Raw genomic sequence first — 13,382 nt, 5'->3', positions numbered from 1 at the left:
GCCGACGAGGATCGACGCATGACCCCCCTCGAGCCGAACGCTGCCCCCGACGCCCCGCGCCCACCCGCGGCGCAGCTCCGCACCCTGAGCGCCCAGGAGTGCTGGACGGAGCTGCGCGAGCACGAGGAGGGCCGGCTCGGCTACCTCACCGGACGGGGTCCGCGGCACGTGGTCCGGCCCTACGCCGTACGGGACTCGACCCTCGTCGTCCGGGTGCCCGCCTACGACGAGGCGGCGCAGTTCGCGGGCGGCCGTCGCGTCACCTTCGACGTCTCGGCCCGGATCGACGGACGGACGGCCGAGCGCATCGAGGTCGTCGCGCGCGCGCACGGCTGGTCGAGCCGGTGGGCGACGTGCTCGACGCCCTGCCCGACGAGCGGTGGCCGTCCGACCTGCACAGCTGGCTGGTCTGCCTGGACGTGGACGCCGTCTCCGGGCGGACCGAGCCGCTGGCCCCCGCGGGGCGGCGGGGCTGACGACGGCGGGGACGGCTCCCGAGGCGGAGGCTCAGCGCAGCGGGACCACCCAGCGGAGCTCGGTCCCGCCCGTGGGCCCGGCCGAGAGCCCGCTGGTGCCGCCGTGCCGCGCGGCCCGCTGGGCCAGGTTGTCCAGGCCGCTGCGACGGGCGACGCCGCCCGCCCCGCGGCCGTCGTCGGAGACCACGACGGCGAGCTCGGCGGCCGTCGCCGACACGGTGAGGGCGACGTGCCGGGCGCGGGCGTGCCGGACGACGTTGCTCAGCGCCTCCCGCACGACGGCCACGACGTCGTCCACCAGCGCCTCGTCGGCGACGGTGTCGACCGGCCCGACGAAGGCGACGTCCGGCTCGGACCCGAGCACCGGGGCCGCCTCGGCCACGACCTCGAGCACGGCCGAGCGCAGGGTCCGGCCGGTCGGTACCGGCTGGAGCCGGAAGATCAGGTTGCGGATCTGCCGGATCGTCACGTCCAGGTCCTCCACGACCGACACCAGGCGGGCCGCCGCCGGGGCGTCGAGCGAGCCGGCCAGGCCCTCGAGGGTGAGCCCGGCGGCGAACAGCCGCTGGATGACGTGGTCGTGCAGGTCGCGCGCGATGCGTTCTCGGTCCTGCAGGACGACCAGCCGCTGCTGGGCCGCCCGCGCCTCGGCGAGCTCCATCGCGATCGCCGCCTGGGCGGCGAACGACTGCCCCAGCTCGAGGTCGCTGCGGTCGAACGCCGGTCGGCCGCGGAGCCGGGCGACGACCAGCGCGCCGTGCGAGGTCGCCGACCCGTGCAGCGGGAGGCCGAGCACCGCGCCGACGTCGAGCGCCCGCCGCAGGTGCACGAAGAACGACGCCTCGTCCTCCGGCGACCGCAGCCGCACCCCGCGACCGGTGGCGATCGCGAGCGCGGCCACGCTCTGCCGGGCCGGGTAGACCAGACCCTCGATCCCCTCTGCGCCGACCCCGCGGGCCAGCCGCACCCGGAAGGCGTCGAGCCCGTCGACCGGGACCACGACCGAGACGGCGTCCGCCCCGGTGAGCCGGAGGACGGTGTCGGCGATCAGCGCGACCGGGTCCGTGCCCCCACCCGGGTCGAGCAGGGCCGAGCTGACCGCGGCCGCCGCCTCCGCCCAGAGCTGGCGCCGGCCGCTCTCCTCGAAGAGGCGCGCGTTCTCGATGGCGATGCCGGCCGAGACGCCGAACGCCTCGAGGGTCGTCCGGTCCTCCGGGGCGAAGTCGCCGCCCTCCGCGCGATCGGCGACGTGGAGGTGGCCGTAGACCACGTCGCGCACCTTGACCGGCACGGCGAGGGACGTCCGGGACGCACCCGCGGGACCCGTCGGCTCCCCGTCCGTCCCCACCTGGACGAGCCCGGTCCGCTCGCCGTCCGGACCCAGCACCTCCAGCGCGGCGTGGTGCGCCCCGACCAGCTCGCGGGCCGAGGACACGATCTGGCGCAGCACCGCCGTCAGCGACAGCTCGCCGAGGATCGCGCGGTTGGCCTCCACCAGCAGCTCGAGCCGACGCTGCGCGCCCGCGTCGGAGCCCGAGCCCAGGTCTGGCGGCGGTGAGGTGCCCGGTGCGGGACGCGAGGTCTCCACAGCAACGAGGCTAGACACCGCGGGCACCCCTGACCAGGGCTGTCGTCGCACCCGACGGCGGGCCCGCCGGACGGACGCCGCGTACGGGGGGTCCGGGTCCCCGCGCCCGGACAGCCGGGTGGAGGGCGACCAGGTGGGCGGTCGCCCTCCACCGCGGCGACAGCGGTGGCCCGCACCTCCCGGGTTACCCCCCAGCACACGGTTCGGCCGACGTGGTCCCTGCTGTCGGAGACGAGTCAACCCGTTCGGCCGGGTGCCGGACCAGGGACTTTCGTCCCGACCGGCTCCCGCGTCAGGACCGGGCTCGGGGGCCGACGTTCAGGGGCGCCCGGACCGGCCGTCGCCCCGCCGGATCTCGGTGGCGAGGACCGCCGCCTGCGTCCGGCGCTGCAGGTCGAGCTTGGACAGCACGCTCGACACGTAGTTCTTCACCGTCTTCTCGGCGAGGAAGAGGCGCTGGCCGATCTCGCGGTTGGACAGCCCGTCGGCGATCAGGTCGAGGATCTCGCGCTCGCGCTCGGTCAACCCGCTCAGCCGGCGGTCCGGCTCCGGCGGGCGCCGCAGCCGCTCGAGCAGCTTGCCCGTCACCGAGGGGTCGAGCAGGGACTGCCCGGCGGCCACCGCACGGATGGCGTCGGTCAGGGACGAGCTGCGGATCTGCTTCAGCAGGTAGCCCGAGGCGCCGGCCATCACGGCGGCGAAGAGGGCCTCGTCGTCGTCGTACGACGTGAGGATGACGCAGCGGATCTCCGGGTGGCGCGACCGCACCTCGCGGCACACGTCGATCCCGCTGCCGTCGGGGAGGCGGGCGTCGAGCACCGCCACGTCGGGCCGGCAGGCGGGGATGCGGGCGAGGGCCTGGGCGGCCGTGGCCGCCTCGCCGACGACCTCGATGTCGTCGACGCTCGAGAGGAGGTCGGCGAAGCCGCGACGGACGATCTCGTGGTCGTCGAGCAGGAAGAGCCGGATCCTCCGGCTCAGCTCAGCGGGATGCTCCACACCAGCTCCGTCCCTCCGGCCGGGCCCGTCCCCAGCTCGCTGCGGCCACCGTAGGTCCGGGCGCGGGTCGCCAGGTCACGCAGCCCGGCGCCGGCGCGGGGCCGGCCCGGGCCGGGGCCGACGCCGTCGTCGGTGACGACGACCGTGAGCGCGGCCGGCGTGGCCGTCACCGTCAGCGAGATCTGCTGGGCCCGCGCGTGCCGGGCGACGTTCGTCAGCGCCTCCTCGCAGACCAGCGCCACGTCGTCGACGACCCCGTCGGTCGCCACCGTGTCGACCGGCCCCTCGAACCCCACGTCCGGCTCGAAGCCGAGACCCGGGGCGGCCGCCGCGGTCACGTCGAGCACGGCGGTGCGCAGGGTGCGCCCGGCGGGGGCGGTCTGCAGCCGGAAGATGAGCGTGCGGAGCTGGCGGATCGTGGCGTCGATGCCGTCGACGACCGACACGAGCCGGGCCGCGACGGCCGGGGTCTGCGCGCCCGCGAGGCCCTCGAGCGTCAGGCCCGAGGCGAAGAGCCGCTGGATCACGTGGTCGTGCAGGTCGCGGGCGATGCGTTCGCGGTCCTGCAGGACGACCAGCCGCTGCTGGGCCTCCCGGGCCTGCGCGAGCTCGGTGGCGATCGCCGCCTGCGCCGCGAAGGACTCGCCGAGGTCGAGGTCGCCCGCGGCGAAGGGCGGCCGGCCGGTGAGCCGGCCCACGATGAGCACGCCGTACGAGCCCGTCGAGCCGATCAGCGGCAGGGCGAGCACGGGCCCGACGTCCACGAGGTCGCGGAGATGGACCGCGAACGCGCCCTCCTGCTCGCGTGACGCCACCCGGACGGCCCGCCCGGTCTCGAGGGCGAGGGCGGCGACCGAGCGGCTCGACGGGTAGAGCGTGCCCTCCAGCCCGACCGCCCCCGTGCCCCGGGCCAGCCGGACCCGGAACGTCCGGTCCCCGGTCGGGACGACGACGGTGATCACGTCCCCGTCGGTCAGCCGGAGCACGGTCTCGGCGATCAGGCCGAGCGGGTCGCCGCTGCGCGGATCGAGCAGCACCGAGCTGACCGCCGCCGCGGCCTCCGCCCAGCGCTCCCGGCGACGGGTCTCCTCGTAGAGCCGGGCGTTCTCGATCGCGTTCCCGGCCGAGACGCCGAACGCCTCGAGCGTCGCCTGGTCCTCCTCGGAGAAGACGGCGCCGTCGAGCCGCTCGGTCAGGTAGAGGTTCCCGTAGACCACGTCGCGCACCTTGACCGGCACCCCCAGGAACGTCTCCATGGACGGCAGGTGCGCCGGCGGGCCCACGCTGCGCGGGTCGTCGGAGATCCGGTCCACGCGCAGGGGCCGCGGGTCGTCGACGAGCACCCCGAGCAGCCCCAGGCCGCGCGGGAGCCGGCCGATGCGCCGCACCGTCTCCTCGTCCATGCCGACGTGGACGAACTCCGCCAGCCCGCCGTCCGGACCGAGCACCCCCAGCGCCGCGTAGCGCGCGCCGACGAGCTCGCGGGCCGACTCCACGATCTGGCGCAGCACCGTGGTGAGCGACAGCTCGCCCAGGATCGCCCGGTTGGCCCGCACGAGGACCTCGAGCCGGTGCTGAGCGCGATCGGTCTCGGCCACCCGCACCGGCTCCTGCCTGGTCGTGGCCCGCGACGTCGGGGGGCTCGTCCTCCGGGCCGTGGCTCCCCTGGCGGAAGGTCCACGACGCGAGCGCGGGACCCGGTACGCGGGGCGCTCGCGGTGCAGGCGTCCCGCCCCGGGGTGGCGGCCGGTCCCCCGGTTCCGGCCGACCACCCCGGAGACGCGTCACCGACGTGCTGGCTGCCCTCCCGCCGGTGCTCCCAGCACCTTCACCTGCGGTCGGTGACGCGGCACCAGCCAACCCCGGTACGCGCCCGCCCGCCAGGGACCTTGGTCCCGGACGGGCGGTGGGAACGAGCGGTGAGGACGTACGGCCGGGCGGACCGGGTGAGGCCCGAGCGCGTCCGTCGGACCCCGGCGGACGGACCGGGACCGGCGCGCCACCTCCGCTAGCATCCGGGCGAGCCGCAGCGCCTCGTCGAGGTCGCGCCCGGCCGCGCGCCGTACCGGCGCGAACGCAGGCCGCCTGCCGGGTGACGGTGCCGTCACCTCCCCACGCAGGTCCGACCCCCCGTCGAGCAGAGGACACCCATGACCTTCACGATCGTCGCCCACGACCCCGCGACCGGCACCGTCGGCCTGTGCCAGGGCACCAGCGCCATGGGCGTGGCGTCGCGCTGCACCCACGTCCGCTCGCGCGTCGCCGCGATCGGCTCCCAGAGCCACAGCGACTGGCGCCTCGGCCGCCGCGCGCTCGACCTGGTCGAGAGCGGGCTCGAGCCGGCCGCCGTGGTCACGGCGCTGGGCACGACCGACGCGCACTTCGACTACCGCCAGCTCGGCATCGTCACCCCCGACGGCCGCGTCGCCGCGCACACGGGCCCCCGCTGCGGCCCGTACGCCTCTCACCTGACCGGCGACGGCTTCGCCGTGATGGGCAACCTGCTCGTCGGCCAGCAGGTCCTCGACGCCATGTCCGCGAGCTACGAGGGCAGCGGCGACCACGCGTTCGCGGAGCGGCTGCTGCTGGCCGTGGAGGCCGGGCTCGACGCGGGCGGCGAGGGCGTCCAGCACCTGTCGTCGACGATCGTCGTCGCCGGTCCCGCCTCGCCGCGCCCGCTGCTCGACCTGCGCGTCGACGTGGCCCCGGTCGGCGGCGACGCCATCCGCGAGCTGCGGCGGACCTTCGACGACTTCGCGCCGCTGGTCGACTACTACGCCGATTACTGGCTCGACCACCCCGAGGTCACCCCGGAGGAGTGGCTGGAGCTCGGCAGCCCGACCACCCGCTGAACCCGAGGGGCCGGGTCCGACGACCGCCGGCTAGGAGGCCAGCAGGTCGTCGGCGGTCAGGGCCGGGCCGGACCCCGGCGTGCGGTTGAAGTACGAGCACGCGTCCGGCGGGCGGATGTCGGCGACCGTGTCCCGGAACAGGGCCATGGGGTGCGGCACGTAAGGGTGCTCGGCGATCGCGTCGAGGTCGAGGTCGATCCCGAGCCCGACGCCGTCCGGGATCATCACGTCGCCCTCGGGCGTCAGGACGAGGTCCTCGTTCGACACGTCGGCGCGCCACGGGACGTCGACGGCCATGATCTCCAGGTAGCGGAAGTTCGGCAGCGTCGCCCCGAGCTGGAGCGTGGCGGCGGTGCTCAGCGGGCCGCTGGGGTTGTGGGGCGCGAACGGCACGAAGTGGTGCGCGGCGAGGGTCGAGATGAAGGACAGCTCGAGCAGGCCGCCGGCGTGCGTCACGTCGGGCTGGACGAAGTCGACCGCGCCCCGCTCCAGCGCCGGGACGAAGCCCTGGCGGCCGTACCAGCGCTCACCGGCCGCGATCGCGACCGGGGAGTGCCGGCGGATCTCGATCATGGCGTCGATCCCCTCCGGCGGGCAGGGCTCCTCGAAGAACACCGGGTTGAACTGCTCGAGGCGCCGGGCGACGCGGATCGCCGTCGGCACGTCGAAGCGGCCGTGACCCTCGACGAACAGCTCGACGTCGCTGCCCACCGCGTCGCGGACGGCGGCCACGGACTCGAGCATCCGGTCGAGGTCCCGGTCCGTCACGTAGAGGTCGGCCGCCTCGAACGGGTCCCACTTGAGCCCGCGGAACCCCGCCCCCACCGTGGCCACCGCCGCGTCGGCGAAGTCCTCGGGACGGGCAGCCCCGGAGAACCAGCCGTTCGCGTACGCCCGCACCCGGTCCCGGATCGCGCCGCCGAGCATGCGGTGCACCGGCACGCCGAGCGCTCGGGACGACACGTCCCAGAGCGCCATCTCGAGCGCGCTCAGCGCGGTGCCCGTGACCGGTCCGCCGCGCCAGTACGCGTCCCGGGCCACCTCGTAGACGAGCTGGGTGATCCGGGTCGGGTCCTTGCCGACCACCGCCTGCTCGAGGACGCGCACCGCGCCCTGCACGGCCAGCTCCTGACCCTCGAGGGTCGCCTCGGCGACGCCCGTCAGCCCCTCGTCGGTCACCAGCCGCAGGAACACGAGGTTGGTCCGGTAGAAGTCGACGGTCACCGTGTCGAGCGAGATGATCTTCATGGGGTTCCTATCCTTTGACCGCGCCGGCGGTCATGCCGGAGACGACGTACTTCTGGGCGAAGAGGTAGAAGGCGACGGCCGGCAGCGTGAACATGAACGCCACGGCCATCACCGTCTGGATGGCCGTGCCCTGCTCCCCGACGAAGCCGGCCAGCCCCACCGACGCGGGCTGCAGGCCCTTGTCGAAGATGAACGTGACCGCGAAGACGTACTCGTTCCACGCGTGGAAGAAGGCGATGACGGCGGCCGCCGCGATCGACGGCGTCATGATCGGGAGGTTGATCCGGGTCAGGACCGCGAAGGGTCCGCAGCCGTCGACTCGGGCCGCCTCCTCCAGCTCCCGCGGGATGCCGTCGATGGCGCCCTTGAGCACCAGCGCGACGATCGGCAGGACGAAGGCGGCGTTGGCCAGCACCAGACCGCCGAGGGAGTCGAGCAGGTCGAATCGCCGGTAGAGGGAGAACAGCGGCACGACCATCAGCGCCTCGGGCAGCATCTGCGTCATCAGCAGCAGCAGCCCGACGAGGCTCTTGCCGACGAAGGAGAACCGGGACAGCGCGTACGCCAGGGGGATCCCGAGCGCGATCGCCAGCACGGTCGTGCCGATCGCGACGACGGTGCTGTTGGCGAGCCAGGTGAGCGTCCGGCCCTCCGTGAGCGCGTCGACGAAGACGTCGAGCTGTCCCAGGTCGGGGACGAGCCGGGTGCGGGGCGCGAAGAGGTCCGCGTCGCTCGTGAGGGCGGTCGTGAGCATCCAGTAGATCGGGAAGACCGCGACGCCGAGGACGACCAGGACGGCGAGCACCCGGCCGGTCACGCCGAGGTGGAGGCGGCGCATCACGCGGTCCGCTCCGCGGCGCGGGCGACGGCCCGGCTGCCGGCGACCACGATCAGCGCGATCACGATGCCGACCATGCCCACCGCCGCGGCTGCGCCGAGCTGCTTGGAGTCGAAGGCCTGCGAGTAGAGGTCGATGACGAGGGTCCGCGTCCGGCCGAGCGGGCCGCCGCGGGTCATGAGCCAGATCAGCTCGAAGCGCCGCAGCGACCAGATGGTCATCAGCAGCGCGACCAGCCCGACCGTGGGACGGATGACCGGCCAGGTCACCGCCAGGAAGATCCACCCGCCGCGGGCCCCGTCGACCCGGGCGGCCTCCACGAGCTCGGCGGGCACCGCCTGCAGGGCCGACAGGATGACGACGGAGACGAAGGGGAAGAGCTGCCAGACCGTGGTCACGAGGATGGCGACCAGCGCCAGGCGCGGGTTGTCGAGGATGCCGCTCTCCCCCACGTCCACGCCGACGGCGCGGAGCGCACGGGTCAGCACGCCGTACTGGGCGTTGAGCATCCAGGTGGCGATGAGGGCCGTGGCGATGCCCGGTGCCGCCCACGGGATGGTGACCAGAGCGCGGGCGACCCCGCGACCGGGGAACCGGCCGTTCAGCAGCAGCGCCACCACCAGGCCGGACCCCACGGCGCCGACGACGCAGGCGAGGACGTACACGAGCGTGGTCACCAAGGTCTGCTGGAAGTCTGCGCTGGCGAAGATCCGCGCGTAGTTGGCCAGCCCCACCCAGGTGCTGCGGGTCGGGTTCAGCAGGTTGGTCCGGGTGAAGCTGAGGTAGACCTCCTGCACCAGCGGGACGGCCTGGAACAGGACGATGTAGACGGCCGCCGGGAGCAGGAACAGGTAGGGCGTGCTCCTGCTCCCCAGCGCGCCGCGCCGTGGCCGGGGGGCCACGAGGCCGGCGTCAGCCACCTCAGCCGACGATCTTCAGCGCTTCGTCCTGCGCCTTGTCCATCGCCTGCTGCATGCTCTGCTGCCCCTGCAGGGCCGCGATCACCTGGGTGACGACGATCTTGCGGATGTCCGCGGTCTTCGGCCCGAAGCCGACGACGATCTGCGGCGCGCTGGAGTTCGTCAGCCCGTCGTAGACGGGCAGGAAGGGCGTCTCCTCCAGCTGCTTGGCGCTGCGCTGGGTCACCGTCGCGACGCTCGAGGCGCCCAGGGCCTCCTGCAGCGCCGTCTGGTTCTCGCTCTTGAGCACCCAGTCGATGAACGCGGTGGCCTGGTCCTTGTGCTCGCTGTTCGCGTTGATCACGATCGGCGCCATGATCGCGCCCTGCGCGCGGACCGGGAAAGGGATCGGGGCGACGCTGAACTTGAGGTCGGGGTTCGTGCCGCGCGTGGCCACGAGGTAGCCGCCGTTGTTCAGCTCCATGCCCACCTTGTTCTGGGCGAACATCTTGCGGAACGTCGCCGCGTCGGCGCCCTTGGGGATGACCCCGGCGTCGTACAGCGACTGGTACGCCTCGAGGCCCTTGACGTTCTCGGCCTTGTTCAGGGTCAGGTTCGTGCCGTCGGACCACTGGCCCCCGAAGCCGTAGACGTAGTTGAAGATGTCCTGCCAGACGCCGTTCTCCTCGGCCTGCGTCTGCCGGAACGCCAGCCCGTACACGTCGCCCTTGGTCGTGGCCTTCGCGGTCTTCATGAACTCGTCGAAGGTCTTCGGCGGCGTCTTCACCAGCTCGGTGTTGTAGTACATGACGTAGTTGGACGTGTCGAAGACGATCCCGTAGCGCTTGCCCTCCAGCTTCATGTACTGGTCGGGACCCGGCTGGAGCTGCAGGCCGTCGGTCTTCACCCGCTCGTCGAGCGGCTCCAGCAGGTCCGCGTCGGCGGCCGCCGTGAACTCGGGCATGTCGAAGCGCACCAGGTCCGGCCCCTCGCCCCCGCCCATCTGGGTCAGGACGGTCTGCCCGAAGGTCGGGAACGGCACGGCGGCCGGCTCGATCTTCACCGCCGTCTGGCTGGCGTTGTACGTGTCGACGAGCGCGGTGAGGCGCGGGCCGAGACCGGGGTCGCCGAACGTCGAGGCCGCGAAGGTGACCGTGACGGGTCCGCCGTCACCGCCGTCGTCGGAGCCGGCCGAGCCTCCGCAGGCGGTCAGGCTCAACCCGGCCGCGAGGGCCAGGGCGACAGCCGCCAGAGGGGAACGGCGGGGGTGCGGGAAAGCCATTGGGTTACTCCTTCGTAAGCTCCAGGTCAGAACCTCCATAAAATACTAATTAATGAAGAGTGGCAAGCGTTCGGGGCGTCGGCGAGGTGCACCTGCGCTACGGTCAGGGCGTGGCTGTGTACCCGGGGCGCGGCCTGCACGGCGAGGTCGTCTCCGCGCTGGGCCTGCGGATCATCCGCAGCGACTACCCGCCGGGCTCGGTGATCGACATCGACGCCCTCGAGCCCGAGTTCGGCGTCAGCAAGACCGTCATCCGGGAGGCCCTCAAGGTCCTAGGGGCCAAGGGCCTGGTCGACTCGCGACCCAAGCGGGGCACGTTCGTCCGGGAGCGCGACGCCTGGAGCCTGCTCGACAGCGACGTCATGATGTGGCGCCGCGAGGCACGCCGGGAGGACGACCGGCTGCTGGCCGACCTCTCCGAGCTGCGCGACGCGATCGAGCCGGCCGCCGCCCGGCTGGCCGCGATCCGCCGCACCGACGAGGACCTCGTCGCCCTCGACGCAGCGTTTGCCGCCTTCGCCGCCGCCGGCCGCGACGTCGACAAGCTCGCAGCCGCGGACCTGGAGTTCCACCTGCTGCTGCTCAAGGCGACCCACAACGAGCTCTACGCCCGTCTCGACATGGTCGTCACGCACGCCCTCGAGGCCCGGAACCGGATCCAGCACCACCCCGGGGCGGGCTGGATGGACCCGGTGCCCGACCACCGGGCCGTGCTCGACGCCGTCCGGGCCACCGACCCGGGAGCCGCGGAGGCCGCCATGCGCTACGCCCTCCGGGACTCCGACGAGGACCTCCGCTCCGGCGAGCCGCCGTTCGAGGTCGAGCGCCCCCTCTGACCCGCGACCGGCGGGAGCGGCCACGCTCGTCGAGCGGGGGTCGTGGGAGCGCGCGGACGCGAGTCCCCACGGGCCGCCCGACCGACCACCCCTCGGAGGGATGCGCACCCCGGCACGGCACGCCGCCGGCGGCGCGACCTGCGTCCGCGACAGGCGGGCGGAGGACGGGTCAGCGCGTGTGCACCGTGCCTAGACTGCGGCTGGGTCGACGGCCCGAGGTCGTCCGACCCGTCCTCGGCCCGGACCTGCGAGGGGGCTGGCGCTGGTGACGAAGGTCAACGCGGTGGCCGCCCGGACTGCTTCCGGCCGGCCGCGCCGCGTGCTGCCGGCGTCGCTCCTGGCGGTCGCCCTCCTGGTCGGCGGCTGCGGCACGGTCCCGCCACAGGACCGCCCGACGGACACGCCCCCCGCCGTCACGGCGACAGCACCGGGGCCCTCCTCCGGTCCGACCGTGCCGCCTTCGCCGCAGCCCCCGGCGACCCCGCGGTACGTCGCCGAGAAGCCCGACCGGGGCTGGCGCATCACGTCCGACCCGAGCCCGGACTTCGGGAGGTCGCCGGGCACCCGTCCGTCGCCGCCCGTCGAGGGCTACGCGGACCAGAGCAGCGTCGCCCCCGGTCGTCGCGTGCAGCTCTTCGTCTCGACCTCGGCGGACCGGTGGCGCGCCACCGCGTACCGGATGGGCTGGTACGGGGGCAAGCAGGGTGCGTCGGTCTGGCGGAGCGGCTGGCACCAGGGCACGAGGCAGGCCCGTGCCCGCACCTCGGGCTCGACCTCGACCCCGGTCGCGGACTGGCACCGGTCGCTCTCGGTCTCGACCGCCGGCTGGCGGCCCGGCAGCTACCTGATCCGGCTCGAGGTCTCGCACCACGCCAGCTACGTCCCCCTGACCGTGCGTTCGCCGAGCACGCGCGGGCGCCTCGTGCTGCTGGCCCCCGACACCACCTGGCAGGCGTACAACGACTGGGGCGGGCGCAACCTGTACTGGGGCCCGACGAGCAAGAGCGACTCCGCCCGTCGCGCCCGCGCGGTCACCTTCGACCGGCCCTACGCCTACGGGAAGGGCGCCGGCGAGTTCCTGAACCGGATGCTCCCGGTCGTGGCGCTGGCCGAACGGCTGAGGCTGCCGCTCGCCTACGCCGACGACATCGACCTCGAGCGGGACAGGCACCTGCTCGACGGGGCCGCCGGGGTCGTGTCGATGGGCCACGACGAGTACTACTCGGTCAGGATGCGCGCCAACCTGACGGCCGCGCGGGACAAGGGCACCAACCTCGCGTTCCTCGGGGCGAACGCCGTCTTCCGCAGGATCCGGCTCCAGTCCACCGCCCTCGGCCGCTACCGGCTGGAGGTGAACTACAAGGACCCCGCGGAGGACCCGGTGAGCCGGACCCACCCCCGCCAGACCACCGCGGACTGGCCCGCGAACCCCAGCCCCGACCCGGAGAGCAGCCTCGTCGGGGAGTCGTACGCCTGCTTCCCGGGGGCCGGTGCGCTGGTCGTGTTCGACCCGTCCAGCTGGCTCCTGGCCGGCACCGGGCTGGGCATGGGCGACACGATCCCGGACGTCCTGGGCCCTGAGTTCGATGCCGTCGTCCCGGGGATGCCCGCCCCGCACCCGCTCGACGTCGTCTTCCGGTCACCGGTCTACTGCGGCCCCTACACGCACGCCGACGCCACCTACTACTCGACAAGTTCGGGGGCCGGCGTCTTCGACGTGGGCACGATGAGCTGGGTCGTCGGGCTGACCGGCAGCCGCGGGGAACGCAGCCGGAAGCTGGAGGAGCGCATCACCACGAACGTCCTCCGTGCCTTCGCCGCCCGCAAGGCGGGCCGGGCCCACCCGGCCCACGGCTGACCGGACGGCACGACGTGGCGGCGACGGCTCGTCCCGCACGGAGGCGGGGGTGTCGTCGTGGTCGACGGCGTCAGCCGGTACCGACGGCTTCCTCGAGCTCGTGCCGGTTGAGCCGATTGGGCCGGAAGGCGTTGATCGCGACCAGCGTGGGTTCGTGAGCCGTCCCGGGCCCGCCGTCCTCGACCCAGCCGACGATGTCGGCGGTGGTGTCGGCGTCGTTGGCCCGACCGATCCACACGGGGTCGGCGCCCGCGGCCCTGCCGTCCTCCCCGGGAAGGACGACGACCACGTTCGAGTGGTCGCAGGCGTCGAGGCAGCTGCTCGAGACCACGTCGGCGACGCCGTCGAGGTCCAGGCGGATCCGGCGCAGCTGCGCGACGTGGTCGAAGCCGGGGTGCTTGGTCCGGTTGCCGCAGTCACCGCCGCGGCAGACCACGACGACGGGTCGGTCGGACGCGACCTCGCGAGGCCGGCGACGGTTCTTCGGTGTGCGCTTGGCCATGGAA

Annotated in this window: 12 protein-coding genes; 4 read left to right on the top strand and 8 right to left on the bottom strand. The window is 73.9% G+C overall.

Features of this window, described 5'->3' with window-relative positions:
* The first annotated feature begins 344 nt into the window (after nucleotides 1-344).
* The gene (locus tag ABD665_RS00360) at nucleotides 345-476 is read left to right on the top strand and encodes a hypothetical protein (RefSeq protein WP_344740649.1); all 132 of its coding nucleotides are present in this window, start codon (nucleotides 345-347) and stop codon (nucleotides 474-476) included.
* A 31-nt stretch (nucleotides 477-507) separates the two neighbouring features.
* On the opposite strand, the gene ABD665_RS00355 is transcribed toward ABD665_RS00360, so the two are convergent.
* The 3 genes from ABD665_RS00355 to ABD665_RS00345 form a co-directional block, all read right to left on the bottom strand.
* Nucleotides 508-2,064, bottom strand: a complete 1,557-nt coding sequence (locus ABD665_RS00355) for a GAF domain-containing protein (RefSeq protein ID WP_204912754.1) — start codon at nucleotides 2,062-2,064, stop codon at nucleotides 508-510.
* A 318-nt stretch (nucleotides 2,065-2,382) separates the two neighbouring features.
* The gene (locus ABD665_RS00350; RefSeq protein WP_344740646.1) at nucleotides 2,383-3,063 is read right to left on the bottom strand and encodes a response regulator; all 681 of its coding nucleotides are present in this window, start codon (nucleotides 3,061-3,063) and stop codon (nucleotides 2,383-2,385) included.
* Complete coding sequence (locus tag ABD665_RS00345; protein WP_204912755.1) at nucleotides 3,042-4,661, bottom strand: GAF domain-containing protein; 1,620 nt, start codon at nucleotides 4,659-4,661, stop codon at nucleotides 3,042-3,044. Before ABD665_RS00345 ends, ABD665_RS00350 begins: the two co-directional genes overlap by 22 nt.
* A gap of 552 nt (nucleotides 4,662-5,213) precedes the next feature.
* Here ABD665_RS00345 and ABD665_RS00340 point away from each other — a divergent pair.
* Nucleotides 5,214-5,915: a DUF1028 domain-containing protein gene (locus tag ABD665_RS00340; protein WP_204912756.1), complete on the top strand. Its 702-nt coding sequence runs from the start codon at nucleotides 5,214-5,216 to the stop codon at nucleotides 5,913-5,915.
* A 30-nt stretch (nucleotides 5,916-5,945) separates the two neighbouring features.
* Here ABD665_RS00340 and ABD665_RS00335 read toward each other — a convergent pair whose 3' ends face one another.
* The 4 genes from ABD665_RS00335 to ABD665_RS00320 are packed head-to-tail and all read right to left on the bottom strand — an operon-like array spanning nucleotide 5,946 to nucleotide 10,182.
* Nucleotides 5,946-7,163: an enolase C-terminal domain-like protein gene (locus ABD665_RS00335; protein WP_204912757.1), complete on the bottom strand. Its 1,218-nt coding sequence runs from the start codon at nucleotides 7,161-7,163 to the stop codon at nucleotides 5,946-5,948.
* Between the two features lie 7 nt (nucleotides 7,164-7,170).
* A complete protein-coding gene (locus ABD665_RS00330; protein WP_204912758.1) occupies nucleotides 7,171-8,001 on the bottom strand; it encodes an ABC transporter permease subunit in 831 nt (276 codons plus the stop codon).
* A complete protein-coding gene (locus ABD665_RS00325) occupies nucleotides 8,001-8,921 on the bottom strand; it encodes an ABC transporter permease subunit (RefSeq protein WP_204912759.1) in 921 nt (306 codons plus the stop codon). The genes ABD665_RS00330 and ABD665_RS00325 overlap by 1 nt, the downstream gene beginning before the upstream one ends.
* 1 nt (nucleotide 8,922) lies before the next feature.
* Nucleotides 8,923-10,182 (bottom strand): extracellular solute-binding protein, encoded by a 1,260-nt coding sequence (locus ABD665_RS00320; protein WP_204912760.1) that lies wholly within the window; start codon nucleotides 10,180-10,182, stop codon nucleotides 8,923-8,925.
* 110 nt (nucleotides 10,183-10,292) lie between these two features.
* Between ABD665_RS00320 and ABD665_RS00315 the strand changes: the two genes are divergently transcribed.
* Nucleotides 10,293-11,018 carry an FCD domain-containing protein gene (locus ABD665_RS00315; RefSeq protein WP_204912761.1) on the top strand — a complete coding sequence of 242 codons (726 nt, stop codon included), beginning with the start codon at nucleotides 10,293-10,295 and terminating at the stop codon, nucleotides 11,016-11,018.
* 265 nt (nucleotides 11,019-11,283) lie between these two features.
* Nucleotides 11,284-12,876 (top strand): N,N-dimethylformamidase beta subunit family domain-containing protein, encoded by a 1,593-nt coding sequence (locus ABD665_RS00310; protein ID WP_204912762.1) that lies wholly within the window; start codon nucleotides 11,284-11,286, stop codon nucleotides 12,874-12,876.
* 70 nt (nucleotides 12,877-12,946) lie between these two features.
* Here ABD665_RS00310 and ABD665_RS00305 read toward each other — a convergent pair.
* On the bottom strand, nucleotides 12,947-13,382 hold a 436-nt coding region (locus tag ABD665_RS00305), incomplete at its 5' end, for a (2Fe-2S) ferredoxin domain-containing protein (RefSeq protein WP_344740636.1).

Source organism: Microlunatus spumicola, from assembly GCF_039536445.1.
Classification (GTDB): Bacteria; Actinomycetota; Actinomycetes; order Propionibacteriales; family Propionibacteriaceae; genus Microlunatus; species Microlunatus spumicola.
This window is presented reverse-complemented; position numbering and strand designations above follow the sequence as displayed.